Annotated in this window: 18 protein-coding genes; 14 read left to right on the top strand and 4 right to left on the bottom strand. The window is 46.5% G+C overall.

Annotated features, from left to right (window positions below):
• The first annotated feature begins 53 nt into the window (after positions 1 to 53).
• Both DYP60_RS04310 and DYP60_RS04305 read left to right on the top strand, forming a co-directional pair.
• Positions 54 to 1100: an HD-GYP domain-containing protein gene (locus tag DYP60_RS04310; RefSeq protein WP_117329651.1), complete on the top strand. Its 1047-nt coding sequence runs from the start codon at positions 54 to 56 to the stop codon at positions 1098 to 1100.
• A gap of 18 nt (positions 1101 to 1118) precedes the next feature.
• The gene (locus DYP60_RS04305; protein ID WP_165849494.1) at positions 1119 to 3920 is read left to right on the top strand and encodes an ATP-binding protein; all 2802 of its coding nucleotides are present in this window, start codon (positions 1119 to 1121) and stop codon (positions 3918 to 3920) included.
• A gap of 116 nt (positions 3921 to 4036) precedes the next feature.
• Here DYP60_RS04305 and DYP60_RS04300 read toward each other — a convergent pair whose 3' ends face one another.
• Positions 4037 to 4372, bottom strand: coding sequence for a hypothetical protein (locus tag DYP60_RS04300; protein WP_133299280.1), 336 nt, complete (start codon positions 4370 to 4372; stop codon positions 4037 to 4039).
• A gap of 499 nt (positions 4373 to 4871) precedes the next feature.
• Here DYP60_RS04300 and xdhA point away from each other — a divergent pair, with 499 nt between their 5' ends.
• From xdhA to DYP60_RS04275, 5 genes are all read left to right on the top strand, one after another.
• On the top strand, positions 4872 to 7160 hold the full coding sequence (xdhA, locus tag DYP60_RS04295; RefSeq protein WP_117329648.1) for a xanthine dehydrogenase subunit XdhA: 2289 nt from the start codon (positions 4872 to 4874) through the stop codon (positions 7158 to 7160).
• A 12-nt stretch (positions 7161 to 7172) separates the two neighbouring features.
• Entirely contained in the window at positions 7173 to 8060 is an 888-nt protein-coding gene (gene xdhB / locus DYP60_RS04290) for a xanthine dehydrogenase subunit XdhB (protein ID WP_117329647.1), read from the top strand.
• The gene (gene xdhC, locus DYP60_RS04285) at positions 8053 to 8544 is read left to right on the top strand and encodes a xanthine dehydrogenase subunit XdhC (RefSeq protein WP_117329646.1); all 492 of its coding nucleotides are present in this window, start codon (positions 8053 to 8055) and stop codon (positions 8542 to 8544) included. The genes xdhB and xdhC overlap by 8 nt, the downstream gene beginning before the upstream one ends.
• 511 nt (positions 8545 to 9055) lie before the next feature.
• Positions 9056 to 9337: an RNA recognition motif domain-containing protein gene (locus tag DYP60_RS04280; RefSeq protein ID WP_117329645.1), complete on the top strand. Its 282-nt coding sequence runs from the start codon at positions 9056 to 9058 to the stop codon at positions 9335 to 9337.
• Between the two features lie 176 nt (positions 9338 to 9513).
• Positions 9514 to 10521 carry a ketopantoate reductase family protein gene (locus tag DYP60_RS04275; RefSeq protein WP_117329644.1) on the top strand — a complete coding sequence of 336 codons (1008 nt, stop codon included), beginning with the start codon at positions 9514 to 9516 and terminating at the stop codon, positions 10519 to 10521.
• On the opposite strand, the gene DYP60_RS04270 is transcribed toward DYP60_RS04275, so the two are convergent.
• A complete protein-coding gene (locus DYP60_RS04270) occupies positions 10518 to 10889 on the bottom strand; it encodes a hypothetical protein (protein WP_117329643.1) in 372 nt (123 codons plus the stop codon). The two genes, DYP60_RS04275 and DYP60_RS04270, sit on opposite strands and share 4 nt — an antisense overlap.
• A gap of 223 nt (positions 10890 to 11112) precedes the next feature.
• On the opposite strand from DYP60_RS04270, the gene gtfA reads away from it, so the two are divergent.
• Both gtfA and DYP60_RS04260 read left to right on the top strand, forming a co-directional pair.
• Positions 11113 to 12540, top strand: coding sequence for a sucrose phosphorylase (gene gtfA / locus DYP60_RS04265; RefSeq protein WP_117329642.1), 1428 nt, complete (start codon positions 11113 to 11115; stop codon positions 12538 to 12540).
• Between the two features lies 1 nt (position 12541).
• On the top strand, positions 12542 to 13501 hold the full coding sequence (locus DYP60_RS04260; RefSeq protein WP_117329641.1) for a LacI family DNA-binding transcriptional regulator: 960 nt from the start codon (positions 12542 to 12544) through the stop codon (positions 13499 to 13501).
• Here the strand turns inward: DYP60_RS04260 and DYP60_RS04255 are convergent, their stop codons facing one another.
• Positions 13502 to 16624, bottom strand: coding sequence for a GNAT family N-acetyltransferase (locus DYP60_RS04255; RefSeq protein ID WP_117329640.1), 3123 nt, complete (start codon positions 16622 to 16624; stop codon positions 13502 to 13504).
• A gap of 314 nt (positions 16625 to 16938) precedes the next feature.
• Between DYP60_RS04255 and DYP60_RS13960 the strand changes: the two genes are divergently transcribed.
• The 5 genes from DYP60_RS13960 (at position 16939) to DYP60_RS04230 (ending at position 21368) form a co-directional block, all read left to right on the top strand.
• Complete coding sequence (locus tag DYP60_RS13960) at positions 16939 to 17196, top strand: isoprenylcysteine carboxylmethyltransferase family protein (protein ID WP_133299279.1); 258 nt, start codon at positions 16939 to 16941, stop codon at positions 17194 to 17196.
• A gap of 24 nt (positions 17197 to 17220) precedes the next feature.
• On the top strand, positions 17221 to 18246 hold the full coding sequence (locus tag DYP60_RS04245; RefSeq protein ID WP_117329638.1) for an HD domain-containing phosphohydrolase: 1026 nt from the start codon (positions 17221 to 17223) through the stop codon (positions 18244 to 18246).
• 27 nt (positions 18247 to 18273) lie between these two features.
• Entirely contained in the window at positions 18274 to 19260 is a 987-nt protein-coding gene (locus DYP60_RS04240) for a macro domain-containing protein (protein WP_117329637.1), read from the top strand.
• A 74-nt stretch (positions 19261 to 19334) separates the two neighbouring features.
• Entirely contained in the window at positions 19335 to 19985 is a 651-nt protein-coding gene (locus DYP60_RS04235) for a vWA domain-containing protein (RefSeq protein ID WP_117329636.1), read from the top strand.
• A gap of 174 nt (positions 19986 to 20159) precedes the next feature.
• A complete protein-coding gene (locus tag DYP60_RS04230; protein WP_117329635.1) occupies positions 20160 to 21368 on the top strand; it encodes an ATP-binding protein in 1209 nt (402 codons plus the stop codon).
• Between the two features lie 139 nt (positions 21369 to 21507).
• Here DYP60_RS04230 and DYP60_RS04225 read toward each other — a convergent pair whose 3' ends face one another.
• Positions 21508 to 22104 carry a hypothetical protein gene (locus DYP60_RS04225; protein WP_117329634.1) on the bottom strand — a complete coding sequence of 199 codons (597 nt, stop codon included), beginning with the start codon at positions 22102 to 22104 and terminating at the stop codon, positions 21508 to 21510.
• Between the last annotated feature and the right edge of the window lie 84 nt (positions 22105 to 22188).

Below are 22188 nucleotides of genomic sequence, written 5' to 3'. Positions count from 1 at the left end.
TTTACCTCTGTTAGGCATAATGGTACTATCGTGGTACAGAGGAGATACAAACCGTGTCAACTATCCTTGCCATTGATGATTCAGTAACTGATCTCACCATGATTCAAAATATGCTCTCTTTCCACACCATACTGACTGCTGAAAATGGTGAAAAGGGATTACAGATGCTCAGTGAGCATCCAGAAACTGATCTGGTTCTCCTTGACTTGCATATGCCAAAGATGGACGGTTTTGCATTCTTGGACCAATTCAATACTCTCTCTCTTGAGATCCCGGTCATCATTCTGACCAACTCAGAGGAGATAGAGAAAGAAATCCTGGGGTTGGAAAAGGGTGCTGTCGATTATATTCGTAAACCATTGAACTTTCGATCCCTCCAAAAGCGCATTGAATTACAACTTACCTTAAAACACACTACCGAACAGATACAAGAACACAACAAACAGCTTGAGCGGTTGGTTGAAAAGCGTACCGAAGAGATCAGAAAAACCACTGCGATTACCATTAATGCACTGGTTCGTTTACTGGAGATCCGCAATGTTGAATCCAGTGACCACTCAAAGCGTACCAAAAATATGATGCGGAACCTCTGTGAGGAACTACAGAAACAAGAGAATGAAGCTTACCATCTCTCGGAAAGAGCAATCCAGGAGCTGGTCGACACAGCCCCTTTGCATGACATAGGAAAGGTGGGTATTCCTGATAGCATTCTCCTCAAACCAGCACGTTTGACCAAGGAAGAGACGAAGATCATGCAACAGCATGTACGAAACGGAGTGGAAGCTCTTGACTATGGTACCGATGAGGCGGAGGCTCCCATCAGCTTCATAGAAACTGCCCGTTCCCTTATCGCTAGCCATCATGAATGGTACGACGGTTCTGGGTATCCTGTTGGGCTTAAGAATTCCAAGATCCCTCTCTCAGGACGACTCATGGCTGTTATTGATGTGTATGATGCACTCACCAGCAAACGTGTATACAAGGAAGCACTATCCCATGATGAAGCAATTGAGGTGATGAAAAAGGAGGCTCACAGGCACTTCGATCCAGTAGTGTTCCAAGCCTTCCTCACTATTGCAAGCAAGCTCAATCGTACCTAAAAGAACAAGGAGTCCATGGTGAAACACAGATGCAGAAACCTGTTGCTTTTCTTGGTATTGCTTCTGTTACTAAGTGGTACTCTGTATGCAGCTTCATCACTGCAGTTCTCAAGAGAGGAGTATCAATTCCTCGAAGAGCACCAAACTGTGCAACTCGGCATTGACCCGAAGTTCGTGCCCTTTGAGTATCTCGATGATAAGGGTATCCATAGCGGTATTGCAGCCGATTTGCTCTCCCTTATTTCAGAGAGAACGGGGCTATCGTTCGAGTATGACCCTACCCTGAACTGGACTGAAACTACCCGTAAAGCAGAAGAAGGGTCCATTGATGTGTTGTCAGCTGTCGGGTATACGAAAGAAAGATCGGCATATCTGACCTACCTGCCCGCATACATTCACTTCCAACGAGCCATCATTATCCAAAAAAGCAATACATCGGTCACATCCTTTTCCGATCTGGAGGGAAGGCAGGTGGCAGTACAGAGGGGCAGCTCACATGAAGGGTTTCTTACCTCCTATCCCTCCATCACTCCACGATTCTATGATACCGTGGAAGAGGCGTTGCTTGCCGTCAATCGTGGAGAAGAGGTAGCCTTTGTGGGTAATGAGGCAACGAGTGCCTATCTCAGTAGGTCTCTTGGATTGACCGAACTCACGATAATTCCTATCTCCGAAGACGCAGAACAAACACTCCATATTGCGGTACAACGTAGCAAACCGATACTCGCTAGTATTCTACGAAAGGGCTTTGATTCCGTTAGCGAGGCTGAGTTGGCACAGATACTCAACCGATGGATCAGTTATGAGACAAAGATTGACTACTGGCCCATCATACGGGTTGCAATCATCTTTGCAATCATCATACTCGTCGTATTCGCTCTCTCCTCCTTCTGGATTATCCGTTTGAGAAAGGCGATTCGAGAGAAAGAGGAAGCGCAATTCCGCGCGGAAGAGGCGGACCGAGAAAAAAGCCGTTTCCTTGCCCGCATCTCCCATGAGATCCGTACCCCTCTTAATGGGGTAAGAGGAATGAGTTTCCTCCTTGAGAAAACAGAGTTATCCGCAAATCAGCATCGCTATGTCCAAAGCATTTCCACAGCAACGCAGACGATGCAGCAGATCATCAATGACATTCTTGAGTACTCTCGTTTGCAGGAAAACAGGATTACCTTTGAAACAGTTCCATTCCATCTTGATGATGTACTGGAGAACTGTGTATCCATTGAACAGTATATGATCCAGCAAAAGGGGCTGGATTTCAGAATTGATGAAGAAGCAGGGGTTCCCAAGCGGTTCATTGGAGATCCTACACGCCTCTCCCAAATACTCATCAACCTCCTGAACAATGCAGTGAAGTTCACTGAAAATGGTTCTATCACCCTTTCGATTACTTCTCGGCAGAGAGAGGATTCGTCTTGTATGTTGTCACTGGAGGTAACAGATACTGGAATAGGCATGAGTAAGGAACAGCTGGATACCATTTTCACCCCGTTTGTACAGGCTAATGAAACGATTCATCGTAAGTATGGGGGGTCAGGACTGGGGCTTTCCATCGTGAAAGAGCTCATTGAGAAAATGAACGGGAAGCTGGAGGTGTCGAGCGAACCAAATGTAGGCACCAGTTTCACGGTCTCTCTCCCCATGCTGTTGGATACCAATTCAGGGATGGAAGCGCATACCTCTGTTGACTTCTCCTCGCTTCGAGTTTTGCTCGTCATTCAGGATAGAATGCTCTATGACCGTCTTGGGATGATTTTCACTGAATACCATAGTTACTATGAAGGGGTTACTTCATTCAATCTGGCAGAAAAGGCGCTCGAAGGAACCCAGAACTATGACCTAGTGATACTGGAATATGATACGTCGATGATGATCCCTGGCAGTTTTCGCAAGATATTCAACGCACAAAATCCCACTCGGCCTAAACTGCTCGCATATACACATGAGCAGATTGCTAAAGAAAAAGAGCTACAACTTCCCTGTGACTTAGTCCTTATGCTTCCGCTCATTACCAGTGTTCTGTTCAATGGGTTGCTCCAGCTTTTTGGAGCAAACACACCTTCACTGCAGTCTGCAGAAGATACCGTACAGAGAAGGCCAAACGCTTCACCAACTGTCTTGGTGGTGGAAGACAATCCAACAAACCAGATGATTGCAAAGGAACTGCTTGAGCAGATAGGTGCAACGGTCTATCTGGCTTCCGATGGGAAAGAGGGCTATGAACGATTCCTGCGATATGAGGATGTAATCGATTGCATTTTGATGGATCTCCATATGGATGTTATGAATGGGTATGAATCAAGTAAGTTGATCAGGGAGAAGAACAAGGATGTACCTATCCTGGTTACTTCAGCAGACTTGATCTCCAGCGTGCTCAAGCAATGCGAGGAGATTGGGGTAACTGAGGTTATCGGCAAGCCATATGATCCAGAAGCACTCCAACAGAAGGTACTGGACCTCTCCACAGCATATGCTACAACAAAGAAACTTCCCGATGCTTCCATTGATTTCAAACGGGGAATGCTACAACTTGGTGGCAATGAAAAAGCCTACGCAACATTACTCGATGCTTTCATTACGGAAACAACCAGCTTGGTCGAAGATCTTAAAAAAGCCTGGGATAACCAAGACTGGAAGGAAGTAGCAGAACTTGCTCATCGAGCTAAAGGCAGTTGTGGGGCTATAGGGGCAACAGGCGCACAGAAGTTGTGTGCACTGTTGCAACATGAGCATCCTACTGCTGACCATGCATTGTTTATGAAAACACTCGATGAGCTTGAACGTGTGCTTGCACAAGCTCGCTCTTACCTCGCTCTATAAGTCCCCCACAACTTCTTGGTAATAGATACAATTGCTTCTGCGTTGGTCTGGTAGATGAAATGGTCCTCAAACTGAGCTTGCGCTCCGATACACTCAAGATGCTGCTCTTGGTACTCTTATAGATAAGGAAGAGACATGGTATCGCGCATGAACTCACTTGAGTGCACTATCTGGTCAAACCAAGGCGTTGCTGAATCTTTGCGAGGGGGAGCAAGACAGAGACAAAGGCAGGGGTTTCTGCGGTAGTAGGCCGTAGAGGTACTGAATACCACCCCAAAATACTCAACCACTATCGTGTTATAGTCCTTAGCCAAGGCCCGTTGTAGTGGCATAAAATCAGCTGAAGGAAGTGCGACACCCATTGTGTGCTTGCCTTCCCCTACCTCGTTAATGTGCATCTGTCCATCGAACACAGGGACCATTCGCCCATAGGGGAAATTGCATTTCTTCATTGTTTGAAGAGTGTCGCATGCAACAAGGCACTTATCATTAGGAGAACTGGGCGAGAGCATCATCTTGGCTTGGCCTACCAGGATCTTTCTTACAACCCAGCAAAACACACAGAACGAGTGGGCTCCACCCGACCAGCAAGAGTATTTGAATGGCTTTCAATCATATTTTCATCGGTACATCTCCTCTATCCAAGATCAGTACGGAGGAGAAGGCTTCAATACCACAGCAGATAAAATCGCCTAAGTGGCTGGGTAACCATACCTACAGCTTTTCGTCTCTTACGTAGATAGCAATATATTGTAGATACACTCTTTTTTTTTCGCTTATTGAGACAAATTCCTTGAATTTGTTGCAATTTGTTGTATTATGATAATACGAAAAGAAAGCTCTGCCTTTCTGGAAGCTTCTATGCTCTTCTTTCACATGAAACATGTGAAGTTTCTGCCTAGTCCCAGAAAATGCAGAAGCAGGGTTTTTGTAGATACAAGGAGGAACTCCATGAATATCATAGGAAAACCCCTGAACCGAGTCGATGCATACGACAAAGTAACGGGAAAAGCAAAATATACCCCGGACCTGGTATCTCCCCATGCCCTTCATGCAAAAGTACTGCATAGTACCATCGCAAATGGTTGGGTAAAGGAGTTTGACCTTTCCGAAGCATGGAAGGTTGAAGGGGTTGTGGACATCGTCACCTGTTTCGACGTTCCCGACATTCAGTTCCCTACTGCAGGGCACCCATGGTCGACCGAACCTAAACATCAGGATATTGCAGACCGCAAGTTGCTCAACGCAAGGGTTCGCTGCTATGCCGATGACATCGCAGCAGTTGTTGCCGAAACAGAGATTGCTGCCGAAGTTGCAGTGCGGAAGATCAAGGTAACCTACGAAGAATATACCCCCATTCTCTCAATTGAGGATGCAATGAAGGAAGGGGCAACGGTAATCCATGAGGAAAAGCCGAACAACGTAGTGGTACACTCTTCTTATGAAATTGGATCCTTCGAGGAAGCCATCAAAGAGAAAGGCTTGATCAAGGTGGTCGGAGACTATGAGACACCAATCGTCACACATTGCCATATTGAACCGGCTAACTCATTTGCCTACATGGAAGACGGCAAGATTGTAGTGGTAAGTTCCACCCAGATTCCTCATATCGTACGTCGTGTCTGTTCCCAGGCTTTGGGTGTAGGATTTGGAACAATCAGAATTGTGAAGCCCTATATTGGTGGTGGATTTGGCAACAAACAGGATGCACTTACCGAGCCATTGAATGCCTACCTGACCACCCGCGTTGGTGGCAGACCTGTCCGTTTGGCATACACCCGAGAAGAGACCTTTGCCTGCACAAGAACAAGACACGCAATGAAGTTCCACATTGAGAGCTATATTCGTCCCGATGGTTCATTTGCTGCGCGAAGCATAGAAGCGTACTCAAACCAAGGAGCATATGCGAGCCACGCTCATGCGTTGGTTGCCAATTCAGTAAATGGGTTCAGAATGATGTACCCGGTTGGAGCTATCAAGGGAGAAGCATATACGGTCTACACCAATATGCCAACCGCGGGTGCCATGCGTGCTTACGGTATTCCCCAGATTGGGTTTGCACTGGAAGCCCATGTGGATGATATTGTAGCTAAAACTGGATTCGATTCGATCAAGATTCGTAAGCAGAATATGATGAAACTCGGCTTCGTTGACCCGGTTACCACCATCACCTGCCACTCCACCGGCCTTGAGGAGTGTATCGACAAGGGAGAGAAGTATCTCTCCTACACAAAGAAGCGCAAGGAGTATGAAAAGCAGGATGGTCCGATCAGACGAGGAGTCGGAATGGCCATCTTCTGTTACAAGACCGGTGTCTATCCAATCAGCTTGGAGACATCCGCAGTTCGTATGTTGCTCAACCAGGATGGTTCCCTGCAGGTGCAGATGGGAGCAACCGAAATCGGCCAGGGTGCTGACACAGTCTTTGCCATGATGGCTGCGGAAACCGTTGGGTTGACCATGGACAAGATCCACATGGTCAGCAAGCAGGATACTGATGTTACCCCCTACGATACCGGTGCCTATGCTTCTCGTCAGTCTTACGTATCTGGACTTGCTCTGAAGAAGACTGCGGAAACATTCAAGAAGAAACTGCTTGAATTTGCCGGATTCATGTTGAAGTGCGACCCCTGGGATTTGGATATCAAGGAAAACTATATCGTTCATACCAATAAGGATGAACGGTTGCTCTCAGTTGCCGAGGTGGCTCTCGAATCCTGCTACAGCATGACCAACTCACAGCATATTTCCGCTGAGGAGACACACCACTGCACAGACAACACCTACTCTTTCGGAGTCTGTTTCGTCGAGGTAGAGGTGGACATCCCGATGTGTCAGGTAAAGGTTCTGGATATCATCAATGTCCATGATTCAGGAACCATTCTCAACCATCAGACTGCAAGAGGGCAGGTACATGGCGGCATGAGCATGGGACTGGGCTATGGCCTGTATGAACGACATTTGTTCGACCCGAAGACAGGACGCATGTACAACGATAATCTGCTTGACTATAAGCTGATGACCGCTCTGGATACACCTGACCTCCATGCTGACTTTGTAGAGACCTATGACCCCACCGGTCCATACGGAAACAAGAGCCTCGGGGAACCTCCTACGATTCCCGTCGCCCCAGCCATCCGTAATGCGGTACTCAATGCAACCGGGGTTGCCATAAACGCAATTCCGCTTCACCCCCAACGTCTGTTTGGTGCATTCACCGATGCGGGACTGATCAAATAAAGGAAGGAGCGCATGTATAACTTTAATAAACTCTATGAACCAACCTCTGTAGAGGAGGCCTTACGGCTTAAGAAGGAGCATCCTGAAGCTCTTCTCCTGGCCGGAGGCAGTGATATCCTGATCAAGATCCGCGAAGGAAAGCTTGCAGGTTGTGATTTAATCAACATCTATATGCTTGAAGAACTGAGGGGTATCTGCTTGGAGGATGATGGTTCAATCCTCATTCGCCCACTGACCAGTTTCACCGATGTCTCCATGCACCCGGTGATCAAGGGACATGTCCCCGTACTCGGAGAAGCTGTTGACCAGATCGGCGGTCCTCAGATCAGGAACATAGGCACCATCGGCGGAAACATCTGCAATGGTGTTACCAGTGCTGACTCGGCAACCACGTTCAAGACCTATGATGCAGTCCTGGAACTGACCAGTATGGATGGAATCCGTCTCCTCCCCTATGCTGAGTTCAATCTTGGACCGGGAAAGGTAGACCTTCGCCCAGATGAGATCATGACTGGCATTCGCATTCCAAAAGAGAGTTACGAGAACACCTATGGGCACTACATCAAGTATGCGATGCGGCGAGCCATGGATATTGCAACCCTTGGTTGCTCGGTCAACGTCAGACTGAGTAAGAGCAAGGACTCAATAGACAGGCTTCGTATTGCCTTCGGTGTCGCAGCCCCCATTCCCATCCGTTCCACACATGCAGAGGAGAGCGCCCAGGGGCATGCCCTCGATGCAGCACTGCTGGAAGCGGTTGCTGAGGGTGCACTTGCTGATGTTACTCCGAGAACCAGTTGGAGAGCAAGCAAGGAGTTCAGACTGCAGCTTGTGAAGGAACTCGCTAGACGAGCAACCAAGGCCGCAGTAGAAAAAGCAGGAGGAACAATCAATGGCTAACAAGAATATCACCTGCACGGTCAACGGAAAGCAGAGGACTTTTGCTGTGGACGTTCGCTCGTCCCTTTCCGATATGCTCCGTGGAAACGCAGGCTTGGACAGCATCAAGCATGGCTGTGATGTGGGAGAGTGTGGTGCTTGTACTGTTTTAATCAACGGCAAGCCGTTCAACTCCTGTATTTATATGGCAATCTGGGCTGAGGGAAAGGACATTCTTACCCTCGAGGGCTTGAGTGATACAAAGGGAACCATCAGCGACATCCAGCAGGCCTTCATCGATGAGGGTGCTGTACAGTGTGGCTTCTGCACCCCGGGATTCATCATGTCTTCCATCCCCATCATCAACAAGGACACTCCCTCATCCAGGGAGGAGATCAGAAAGCAGGTAGCAGGAAACCTCTGCAGGTGTACCGGCTATGAGCATATTGTTGATGCAATTGAGAAAACACAAAAGAAGCGCATTGCCGAGAAGAAACAGAACTAACGATACTCATCCTTCTCGCCACAAACGGGATTACCTGATGAAGGTAGTCCCGTCTTCTTTTGGAACGAGAGCAGTATATCTTTTCCCAATTTACACAAGCCGTTGCACATCACATACCGCTTGAATTTCATCCTCCACCGTAAACGGTTGCGAACACTTTTATGCGGGGAGGGTGTCTCGTACTGTTTAAGAAAACTCCCGAATAAAGAGGAGTATTGCCAAGCAGCTGAAGAAGGAACCGATGGATTCCAATTGAAATTCGGAGTAGAATCTGCTGCACTTTACATAATTTACAGAAAGTTACCGAATATGCTGTACATACATTGACTTATTCTGAGAAAGACCCTACTGTGAGTTAACTTACGTATTTGTGTTTCTTTTTGTTCCTACTCCTATCTTTGAAGCCTTGTTGCTAAACTACTTGCTATCTGACGGGTCCCAGAACGAACTATTCCCAAATTCTTAAAATACCCACAGAAAGCAGGCACATGGTCTGCAAAGGAACTTAATCATGGCAAAAAAAATTTATGTCGGAAACATGAGCTATCAAACTTCAGAAGAGTCATTGTACTCCCTGTTCGCACAATTCGGCGATGTGCTGAGTGCACACATTATCGTTGATCGTGATACCAATCGCCCCAAGGGGTTTGCATTTGTTGAAATGGATCAGGATGATGCAGCAGTTGCTGCTATCTCTCAGCTTGATGGCCAGGAAGTCGATGGCCGCAACCTGAAAGTAAACGAAGCAATTGCGCGTCCCAGAACTGAACGCAGGGATTCATACCGCTACTAAGCTTTACCAAGCTATCATCAACAGAGGGGCCGAAAGGTCCCTTTGTTTTTGTTTGATTCCAGATTGAAAACCTGAAAGCAAATCAATTGAATCTATCCTAAGACCCCCATAGCTTCCTCTCTTGTGTAATCTTTTCGCTTCCCTGTAGTCTACTATTCATAGTAGGAGGAAACACAATGCGTATTGCCATCTATGGTGCCGGATCACTGGGAACAATTTTGGGAGCGTATCTTAGTGAAAAGGGAATCGCAGTTGACCTCATAAGCAGAAACAGAGAACACATCAGAGCACTCCAAGAGAAAGGTGCACAGATAGTGGGTAAGCGAACTGCCACCATCCCAGTTACTGCCATGCTCCCTGAAGACATGCAAGGAGCGTACGATCTCATATTCCTGCTTACCAAACAGAACGAGAACAAACTAGTGGCTTCCTTCCTGAAACCCTTTCTTGCAGAAGACGGGATGCTCTGTACTATGCAGAATGGAATTCCTGAACCTGCCCTGATGGAAATACTTGGAGCTCATAGGGTTTGCGGGTGCACCATCGGTTGGGGCGCTACCTTGATTGGGAGTGGGGTGGCGGCACTGACCAGTGACGAGCATACCTTCTCCTTCAACCTTGGCCTACCTGTTCCTGGACGGGAAGCAATGCTTGAGAACATCTCTTCCATTCTTTCATCGATGGGAAACGTAACCATCGAGCAAAATTTCATGGGAGCCCGTTGGTCAAAGCTCCTGATCAACGCATCGTTCAGTGGAACCGCAACAGCTCTAGGCTGTACCTTTGGGGATGTAGCAACAAACAAGCAGGCAAGGAGGATAGCCCAAAGCATTATCAAGGAGTGCATTGATGTAGCAAAGGCTTCTTCCCTTACCCTGGAGCCAGTCCAAGGGAAAGACATCGCAACACTCTTCGATTATACCAATACTTTCAAGAGGTGGATTAGTTTCATCTTGATTCCCTTTGCAATCCGCAAGCATCGACAGCTGAAACCAAGCATGCTCCAAGACATCGAGAAAGGGAAACCCTGTGAAGTGGATGCCATCAATGGAGTACTCAGCGAACAGGGAAGAAAGGTTGGTATTCCAACACCGGTAAATGACCAGGTGGTCTCACTGATTCACCGAATCGAGGCACAGGAGTTGCAACCATCGATGGAGAACCTGAATGAGTTCAAGATTTAGAGGATGCCGAGCAGTTTCCACCAAAGAGTCTCCACTACTACCGTAGTGAAATAGACAATGGCAATCATGGGAATACCCAGCTTGATTGTCTCCCTCTGGGAATACAACCCGTTTCCCTCCCCCTGCCCTACCAGCACATTCATATGGTGAAACGGAAGTATGTAATGGCTGCCGATTACCGTATATGACCAGAACACAACCACCATAGGATTGATCTCCAGTGGAGCTATATATGCATTCATCCCGGTCTCTGAACCTACTTTTCCGATAGCAGTTGCGGCACTGATGAAAATAAGGACCTGAATGGGAACTTCCTTGAAATGCTTTGGCTCAAGCACTTCCCCAACAATGGGGAGACTTATCAACACCGCCAAACTTTCTTACATTTCTTAGCTTCCCCTCGATGTATATGTTGTGGAGAATGCAGATAGTTTACCCATAGTGATACTATACTCCGTAATATCTAACAGTCTGCTTTCTCTTGTTTAAGGGAAAAAACAGAGCTAAAAAAAGGAAACCAAAATATGTCAACCGCTTGACATACATCATACTGTATTGCATAGTGAAGATTCAGACTTGATGGAGGAAGCTATGAAAAATGGAGTCATGCTCATCACCTATCCCGACTCACTGGGATCAAATCTTTCCGACTTGGAAGCAATTCTTTCCAAACATTTTAGCAAGGCATTGACCTCACTGCATATTCTCCCCTTCTTTTCCTCCTCAGGCGACCGAGGCTTCGCACCGTACACCTATGAGCAGGTCGATCCTGCTTTTGGGACCTGGGAGGACATCGACAACCTGGCAAAAACCTATGACCTAATGTTCGACTATATGATCAACCACATCTCCGCCCAAAGTCCCCTGCTGAGGAACTACCTGGCCGAAGGTCCTGATTCACCGAACAAGGACTACTTCATTGACTATGAAGCTTTCTGGGGAGGAGAACCCACAGAAGAGCAAATCTTGAAAATCTACAAGCGTAAGCCAAAGGACCCCTATACCACTGTCACCTTCTCCAATGGTGAGCAAAAAAAACTGTGGTGCACCTTCAGTGAAGAACAGATCGACTTGAACGTCCAAACAGAACTTGGCGTAACCTTCCTAGAGTCAAACCTTGTAAACCTTGCCAAGCATGGTGCAAAGTTCATCCGTTTGGACGCTTTTGCCTATGCAATCAAGAAGAAGGAAAGTGATTGTTTCTTCGTGGAACCGGAGACGTGGTATCTCTTGGCAAGATGTCGTAGAGCCGTAAGGGAGTATGGAGCAGATGTGCTTCCAGAAATCCATGAACACTACTCCATCCAGCTCAAGCTCAGCAGCAACAGTTACCCAGTCTATGACTTCGCCTTGCCAATGCTGATGCTCAACGCACTTTATTTCCACCAGACTCAGTACCTGAAGAACTGGTTTGCCATTTGTCCCAGAAACCAACATACCACCCTGGATACCCACGATGGAATCGGGATTGTGGATGTCTACGGTTTGCTGCCTGACGAAGAGATTGAAGCAACCAAGGAGCATCTCTACGCATATGGGGCGAATGTCAAAAGAATCTACAACAGTGAAACGTACAACAACCTGGATATCTATCAGATCAATTGCACCTATTATTCCGCCCTGGGAGAAAATGACCGGGCATACCTGCTTGCCAGAGCAGTTCAGTTCTTCAGCCCAGGCATACCCCAGATCTATTACGTAGGGATGCTTGCAGGGAGCAATGACCTGGAACTGCTCGAAGAGACGAAGGAAGGAAGAAACATCAACCGGCACTACTACACCAAGGAAGAGGTTGATGAGGCTGTGCAACGACCAGTGGTGGTCGCCCTCCGATTGCTGATGGAACTTCGCTCCTCCCACCCCGCCTTCGATGGGATCTTCGAGATGGAGGAACCCACGGATGAAGAGCACTTGATCATTACCTGGGAACACAGAGGGAGAACAATCACCCTTACAGCAGATTTCAAAACCTATTCCTTCACCATCCATGAGGGTGAGCACACCCTCATGAGGTTGTGATATGGCTACAATCAAGGATGTTGCCCTCAAAGCCGGCGTCACCGTCACCACCGTTTCCAGGGTCATGAACAACCGGGGCTATTTGAGTGAGAAGACAAAAGAAAAAGTGCACCAGGCGATGGAAGCGTTGGACTACCACCCCAGCGAGGTAGCCCGCTCGCTTGCCCAGAAGCAGACAACCCTACTGGGGGTTATCGTCCCTTCGCTACTGCATCCCTACTACAATGAAGTAATCAACGCTTTGGAAAACCATGCATCTCTTCTTGGTTTGAAGCTCCTTGTCTGCAATGCTCAACGCAATGCCCAGAAAGAAGCCGAGTACATCGACATGCTCAAGGCAAACAAGGTTGCAGGAATCATTCTCTGCACCCAAAGCCGTAATTCAGTGCGTTCACTTATCAATCTTCCGGTGGTCACCCTTGAACGTTCCATCAGCCCGTCAGTCCCGGCCGTGCTCTGTGACAACGAAATGGGTGGCCGCATAGCAGCTGAACATCTGCTCTCTCGTGGGTGTAAGAACCTCGTCATGATCCAGGGAGGAAGATCCAGCGAAGAACGTGTCCAAGGGTTCACACGAACATGCGAAGAGGATTCTGTTTCCTTTCATGTGGTGCACGCTAGCAAACGGCAATTCCACCAGCTCGACTATGCGGACTTGATCAATACGCTCTTCACGGACAGCCCCGCTATCGATGGAGTATTTGCCTCCAGTGATGTCATCGCCGCTCAAGTCATCCAGATTTGTCATAAAAGAGGCCTGTGCGTCCCAGAGGATGTCAAGGTTATTGGATTTGATGATGTCGATCTTGCCCGACTTCTCAGCCCGGCACTCTCTACCATCCACCAACCGATCGAAGAACTCTGTGCCCACGCAATCCAAACTATTGTACGCTGGGAGGACACAGAAAAGCAAAGCCGTACCATACTCCCGGTCCATCTGGTTCAGCGTTCCAGTACTTGATCAGCCAATGTGTTCCTCAGATTCTTCTTCATCATCGGCACTGAGAATCCTATCCATCTCCTCATGCACTGCCTGGGTATAAGGGCCGAGATTGAACATGGGTCTCAAGCGCTCAAACAGTGGACGGACAAAGTGCCTGAGCTGGGACTTGTCCTTCTCCAAGGTAGACTTGCTCTGCAAAACCAGTACTGTCACCTCGGAAGGGGAATTGTATGACCCAACTTCCACAAAACCGAATTTCTTGTAGAGTTTCTTGGTCTTGGTGTCATCGGCAAACACATCGATGATTAGCTCCTCCACCCCGACAGCTCGTGCAAGCAGGAAGACAAGGATGATCAGTCCAATGGAAGCAGAGGTGTTTCGCATCTCAGGGAGTACTGCAAGACGAATAATCTCAGCACACTTCTTGGTCTTCAGGAGCGGTTCAATTTCAAAGTACTTGGAAATTGGCAGTGGCCAGAAGTGTTCACTGGTCATCAAGGAAACCGTTCCAACGGGTTGCAACCCCTTGAACGCTAGAATATGCATTGCTTTTTCATCTACTTTTCGATGAATTGACTCCTCAATATATCCTTTTTCTCCTACCAACACCTTTCGCTGAATAAAGAATACATCACTCATTCCATGGTGGTCCTCAACCAAAGAAAATTTTATGATTTCCTTGCTCTCTTCATTAAGAGGAAAAATGGTCGTGAACTCTGTTCCCTTTCCTACCTCACTACGGACCCTGATACGCCCACGCATCTTGTCCACAATACTGTAACAGTTGGACAGGCCAAGCCCTGTGCCCTTTCCTGGAGCCTTTGTCGTAAAAAATGGTGTGAAAATCTGGCTCATATGTTTCTCTGGGATACCGCAACCGGTATCAACAATCTTTATCTGCACAAAATCATCCTGTTCTACACAGCTGAGTGTCAAGGTGCCTTTCCCCTCCATTGCCTGGAAGGCATTGACTATAAGGTTGAGGAAGAGCTGTTGCAACTCCCCTTCATTTGCCTGGATGAATGGAAGGGCGTGGTAGTTGCGTTTAATCTCAATATTTTGCGAGTCGATACCTCGCTGCGCTAGGCGGAGAGAGAATTCCAGGACCCTGATCAGTTCCACTTCCTGGGTTTCTTTCACCTCCTCCCTTCTGCTATAGATCGAGAGCTCCTTGATTACGTCGCTTGCAGTCTTGGAGTAACTGAGAATGTCATTCACATACTCATAGTGTGGATTGCTCTCCTCCAGTTCATCCAACATAATCTCTGCAGTACCTACGATTCCCGCAAGAGGATTGTTCAACTCATGGGCGATACCGGTTGCCAACGTGCCGATACCGGCCATCTTCTCTGTGCGAACCAGCTCTTCCTGCATGTGTTTCTGTTCAGTTATGTCGTTGAGAATCTCTATGAATACACTCTTGGATTTATCTGCAGAGCGAACGGAGTGGAACTGGAAGGAGAAAATTCGCTCCTTCTCCTCAGCCTCAGTTTCATGCATCACCCCGGTGTGCAAACATTCGAGTCCCTGACAGAATGGGCAGGGACGGCTTCTCCCAAACAAAGCTCGATAACACTTGCTCCCAATGAGCCGTTCCCGGTTCTGCCCCACAAAGCTTACTGCAGCAGTATTCACTTCCTGAATGGTGTAGTCGATGTCGATCAAGCAGACAGGCGAGGCGATACCATTGAAGATGGCTTCAAGCTTGTTCTTGCTCATCGTCAGTTCTTCCCCCTGGATTCTGAGCTTTTCAAAGGAAAGCGCATTCTCCAATGAGAGACTGCTCTGGGAAGCAAGAATCTCTAGGGCTTCACGCTCGATCTCACTTATCAGGACATTGGACTGTCCATACCCGATAAGGATATAGCCAGCTATTTGATGGCGGAACACCAAGGGAATCATGACATCACTGACTGGCAAGAATTCACTGACTGACAGGCGTTCCTCATCAGGGCTTACACTGATGACTGAAGATAAATTCTCCTGCCTGCAGACATCAAGTTTTTGTTCAATATTTTCAGAAAAGGAGAAAAGGATATCCTGCCCCACCGCCCTTTCGGTGGGACAGTTGTTGTTTGCTACGAGGAAGAACCGGCTCTCATCATCAAGGCGTCGTGCGATGAAGATGACCCATTCAGCCTTCAGCCCAGAGCGGAGATTTTCCACCACCTCATTACCCAGCTGGTGCAGATTAACGATGGTGGTGAGTCGTTTACTGAGATTTCTGATGGTTGTCTGATAGGGATGACGTTTGGGGATAAGCACATTGTCCACCCAATAGGCAATGAAATTTCTCAGCGGATGAACAATAAGAACAGTGGCAACACCAAGGATGAATGAAAGTTGGAAAATATTCCCTGGGGCGAAGTCACTATTGAACAGTTTGATGAAGCTGATAATTGCGTAATAGATGACTGAAGCAGCAAAAGCGAGCAAGGTTGAGTAAATGATGGATAGCCCAAGACGAGAGTAGTTTATCAACTTATACTTGTAAATGGTGTAGAAGAGAAGCACTGCATTGATGGTTGCAGCGAAAATATCGATCGGGTACCGGCCAAGCTCGGGGAAAACGTTTATGAAAATCCCTACCAACATGATCACCACACCAACCAAGGGAAGCAGGAGATTCTTCTGGAAATTATGGAGACCCCGATTCTTACTTGCAACCAAGAGCATGACCAGCGTGAGAATGAGGTATACATAACTCAGCGAATAGGCGCTTAATGATCCACCTGCCAGTTCATAATAAAAGATATTGTCACTCGTGAAGCCAGCAGCACTTACAATGTTTCCAGTGAAATTAAGGTACATGAGGGGAATCAAGAGAAGGTAACTCAGCTTGAGGAACAACCTGATGGACTTATTCCTGATTTCTAGAATATCCACGATGAAGTTGCACAGCGCATAGGGAACACTCAACAAGCCGATGAGCATGATACGGTTCCAGAAAATCGGCGTAAGTATATGGCTATTGAGGTGCATCATCAAGGAACCAAAACTCCATATGGCTACGAAAATCATATAGAGTTGGAATGACCAATAGAAACGATCTTTCTTATACTGGAGAAATCCAAAGATGACAAAGGAAACGTAAAGGACAAACGCCACAGCGGGAATAATAGTGGAAACATCAATAATCATGGGGATTCCTCAATTTAACTTTCATTTGGAAACAATTTGTATTAGTATAAGGGTAATTTATGGAATTTTTCAAACTATTTTTACTAGGAGCCACTGGATATTTGCTTGCAGCCTTGTATGATATCGCATTGTTGAAGGGCTACTACCGAATCAGCAAGCTATTATACCTAGGATTTTTTGTTACAGCTCTGCCTTTCTTTTTTTTATTTTCAAGGTTTGGAAGTCCTCACCACCCTGCCTTTGGTTTACTCCTAATTCTTTTCATGGCAGCCAATGCTGTCCTACTCATCTATTCAGTTTTGTTGGAGATCCCTTTGAAGAACAGCAAAGATGGAAGCCTTTATACTGGTGGAACCTATAAGATTTGTCGTCATCCAGGGTTCCTCTGGTTTTCCTTTTTCAATGTTTCCGCATCTCTCTTCTTCTGGTATACTCCAATTACCTTGATTCTTGTGGGATACACGCTCTGCAATCTGGCGCTTGTAACGCTAGAGGATCGAGTATTGTTTCCTAAAATGTTCCCCCAGTATGGGGAATATAAGAAAACCACTCCTTTCTTGAATCCCTGCTAACACTACACCACGGAGATGCTCGAGATGACTAGACATATTGTAACAACTGATGACGATCCTGCTATCCGAAAGATTCTACGGATTATGCTAAAAAAGGCTGGGTATGAAGTAACTCCCTGTGAGAACGGGAATGAATTACTCCATTTGCTAGAAAACACTACCACCTCAATCGACCTCATACTCTTGGACATCAAGATGCCTGGGCCCACAGGGTTCGAAATTCTTGAGAGAATTGCAAGGAAATACCCATCTATCCCAGTGGTGATGCTCACTGCATTCAATGACCTCGATACAGGCATGAAAGCCATTAGGTTGGGTGCTTTCGACTACCTCACAAAACCAATTCGCCAGGAAGAACTCTACTCCTGTATACACCGAGCACTGGAAAAAGCAAGTGAAGAGCAGAGAAAAAAGGAAATTGATGAAGAGCACCTTGCCATCAGAAAGAAACTTGAGGCAGAGCTAAGAAAAACAAAAAGCACCTTGCAGCGTTCAACCATTTCTACGCTAGAAGCCTTCAGCGAAACTATTGAACAGAAGGATCCCTACACAAAAGGACATTGCAACAGGGTCAGAACGCTTGCTGTTGCCTTGGCGAAGACGCTGAACCTAGATGAAAAGACGCTCCAGATCATTGAAGGGGGCGCTTTGTTGCATGACATCGGGAAGATCAGCATCCCTGAGGAAATCTTGAACAAAAATGGATCACTTACAGGAGAAGAGTATTCCCTGATAAAGACGCACCCCGAAGCCGGGGTGCGTATTATTACCCATATACCTTCATTCAAGCAGTACATTCCAATCATACGCTCCCATCATGAGAGAATCGATGGACGGGGATATCCTGACAATATGAAGGGAGAGGATATTCCTCTGGATGTCAAGATTGTAAGCCTTGCTGATGCCTTTGATGCCATGACCAGCAGTCGTGCGTATCGCTCTGCACTTCCCACCGAACTTGCAGTGGAAGAGATCAAACTCAATGCAGGAACCCAGTTCGATGCTGATTTGGTGCATGTGTTCATAGAACACGAGCTGTATTTGTTATGATATAATGAGAGGCATGAGGAGGTATCCATGCCTTTCTTCTTGGTGCAAAATGATATTACGAAGATGCAGAGTGAGGCTATCGTCAACGCAGCCAATACTGCCTTGCTGATGGGCGGAGGAGTGTGTGGTGCAATCTTTCGAGCAGCCGGAATACAAGAGATGACGAAGGCCTGTGCTCCCCTCTCCCCGATCAAGACCGGGGAGGCTGTCATCACCCCAGGGTTTTCGCTTCCTGCTCGTTATGTCATTCACACAGCAGGTCCTGTTTATCATGATGGGAAAAGCGGAGAGCGGGAGCTACTTCAGCAGTGCTACAGTAACAGTCTCCAGCTCGCAGTGCAGCACAAGATCTCCTCTCTATCATTTCCTTTGATCAGCAGTGGTATCTTCGGTTACCCGAAACAAGAAGCTTTGGAAGTCGCCAGGACTACCATTGAACAATTTCTAGCAAAGCATGAGCTTACCGTCTACCTGGTACTGTTCAACAAGGAGTCTTTCCTTGCAGGAACAAAGCTTCATACCTCAATTGAACAGTATATTGAGGAACAGTATGTTCAGAAACACGCCCTGAAGCGGGACATGCTCGAGATTGAAGCGATGGAATTGGAATCAGTGGAAGAAATCCGGTCCCCCTTCTATGAACCTAATCTTGCTGAAGCTCTCTCCAATCTTGATGAGCCGTTCTCAGACTCTCTAAGAGCCCTAATACAGGCAAAAGGCAAAACAGAAGTTGATGTCTACAAAAAGGCAAACATCGACCGAAAATTATTCTCAAAGATCCGGAGTGGAAACGGGTACACTCCCAGCAAGCGCACGGTCCTTGCTTTGGCAATCGCGCTGGAACTTAGTCTTGAAGAGACTGAAAAGCTCTTGAGAAAAGCCGGCTATGCACTCTCTCACAACAACATCTTCGATATCATCATCGAGTATTGCATTGTGCATAAGCACTACAAGGTCCTTGAGGTAAACGAAGTACTTTTCTCATACGACCAACCACTACTTGGAAGCTGTTAATTGTCGCCTTGGAGGCGACCATCCCAGTCCTCTTTCAGGGTACCAATACATATACATCAGTATTGGAGGACACAATGGAAAAAAGTGTGACTGAATTGGTATGTATTCTTGACCGCAGTGGTTCGATGCATGGATTGGAGAGCGACACCATTGGAGGATTCAATGCAATGCTTGCTGGGCAGCAGGCGTTGGATACTCCGTGCACTATCACGACCGTGTTGTTTGACAACGACTATGCGTTGCTCCATGACCGTATTGCCATCGAGGCAGTGAGTCCAATGACCGAGAAAGAGTATGTTGTGGGAGGCTCTACTGCACTGTACGATGCAATTGGGCGGACTATTTCCAAGATTGTGCAGGTTCAGAGGACCACAGCACCAGAATACCAAGCTGGGCATGTAATCTTCCTGATTATTACCGATGGGATGGAGAACGCAAGCAGGGAGTACTCTGCTCAGATGGTTCGAGAGATGATCAAGAGAGAGCGGGAGAACTATGGATGGGAGTTTATCTACCTTGGTGCAAACATCGATGCAGAGGTAGCAGCAGAGGCAGTTGGGATCCCAAGAGAGCGCGCACAGGATTTTCATGCCGATAAAGAAGGCATCCAATTAAACTTCGAAGTGATGAGTGAGGCAGTTTCCTACTACCGCTCCGCTTCTTCCATTCCAGATGATTGGAACAAGCGAATCAAGAAGGATTTCAAGGATCGGAAAGAGCGGTAGAGAAGTAGGTATCTCCCAAAGATTCACAATTTTTGGGAGATGCGTATGGTACTAGCATATCAAGCATCATGCTTTTTATTCAAAATAGATAAAAACTTGTTATTTTCCCATAGTTTTTACCTATATTTGATATAAACTATAGCTATTTAGTTTCTTGTCGAGTATGATAGGTGTATGAAAGATACCACTGTGCCACGACCAGCATATTTGCTTACCTTGGAATCTTATATCAACGTACCTGTAGTAAAGATTTTGGCAGGTATCAGACGGTCTGGAAAATCTACTATCTTTTCCATGTTTAGCGAGTTGTTGAGACAAAAAGGTGTTCCTTCTGACTCCATCATACATCGACGATATACAAGTATGGAAATCGATGAAGGATTCACTGCAGTACATATGTATAAAGAATTGATACATCAGATACATGCAGAGAAAACGAGGTATCTCTTGCTAGATGAAGTCCAAGAGATCGAAGGTTGGGAGAAGGCAGTCAACGATGTATTTGAGAAGTATCCAGTGGATATCTATATAACTGGATCAAATTCCAGGTTGATGTCTTCAGAAATTTCTTCCTATCTCTCTGGGCGGTATGTTGAAATCCCTGTATATACCTTGTCTTTCCAAGAATATCTTCGCTTTAAGTCGAATAGCACACTCACCCCGAGAGAGTTGCTGGTTGCATACATCAAGGGCGGCGGTTTTCCTGTTACTGCACTATCAGATTTTTCTCAAGAAACAATCTATCAGATTGTTGAAGGGATCTACAATTCGGTAGTAACGAATGATATTGCTCGTCGTCATCAGATCAAAAACCAAGACCTTTTCAATCGTACAGTCCTCTATGTGATCGAAAATGTAGGAAAAACATTTTCTGCTCACGCAATTATTAGGTTCCTTAAGAATGAAGGGAGGAAACTGAGTGTGGAGAGCATCTATGATTATCTGGACTGGTTGGAAAAGGCTTTCATTATTTACCGGTGCAAACGATATGACTTACAGGGAAAAATGGTTTTGAAAACCCAAGAAAAATTTTACCTTGCAGACGCTTCTCTCAAGTACTGTCTAATGGGATATAACGCTACATCCCTTGCTTCCATGATGGAGAATATCGTCTATCTAGAGCTCAGACGACGCGGGTTTACTGTTTACATTGGAAAGAATGGTACCAAGGAAATTGATTTTGTCGCTGAGAGGCCAGAAGAGAGGATTTATATCCAAGTCTGCAGAAATCTTCCTGAGCCATCAAACAGAGAGATTGGTAACCTTATGGAAATAAAGGATCACTACCCCAAGTGGGTAGTAACGTTTGATGACTTAGCGGAAGGTAATGAAAACGGGATTCAGATCATGCATCTGGAGGACTTTCTCTTACGAGACTGGTAGGTCCTCTCCATCTCTTGCAGTTGGGCTTACAAGAAACCATACTTGTCTTTCTTAGCGTACTTTTTCTTCAAGGTGAGCAAATTTGTACGTTAAAGCGTACTTTTTTGCCTTTAGTTACGAGAGAAAAGAAGACCCTGTACTACTCTCCTAACTCAGTCTCCTCTGTACTCCAATCTGGACAATACTCTTCAATGAAGGTATTGAGCATCTGTAAAGCAGAGGCATCATCTGGATGACGCTTCTTCCAACCATCAATGAGTTCCTGCTTAAGCATTTCAGGGTAATCCTCCATATACTGCTCAAAGAAATCAGAAGTCGATTCATTCAGGCATTGATAAAGCCCCAAGAGTACTCCATGCATGTATGTTTGTTCTGCAGCATACTCACCTGTTTGGTAAAACATATCAATTTGATTGGTGAAGGGGTAGAACGCTTCAGAGACCATCTCATCAGCAACATCATACTCATCGCGATACCCTCCCTCCCTTTGTCTGCCTGATGCATTCCAACAATCTTCAACGTCAATCCCATCAAGTGCATTGAACACCAAGAAAGCAACATCTTCCACCGACACATCACAAAAAACCATGGCGGAGAGTCTCTCTATCTCCTTGGCAATCTCGGCATCTTTCTCAGCCAAGATACTGAGGACTTGGAGTGCCTGAGCACCATTGAGAGGGTAAAGACGAGGAACCTCATTTCCTTTTGCTGCTTTCTGCTTGGTGGGCTCTTCCATTCTCTCGACTCCTTTTTTCATCAAGTTTCTGGCAAGAGCATGAGACAGAACTACCGCCTTGTCAATATTTGAGTCTGGGGAAAA

The organism is Sphaerochaeta halotolerans, from assembly GCF_003429665.1.
GTDB lineage: Bacteria > Spirochaetota > Spirochaetia > Sphaerochaetales > Sphaerochaetaceae > Sphaerochaeta > Sphaerochaeta halotolerans.
The sequence above is the reverse complement of the archived record's forward strand: the minus strand, read 5'-3'. Positions and strand labels throughout refer to the sequence as shown.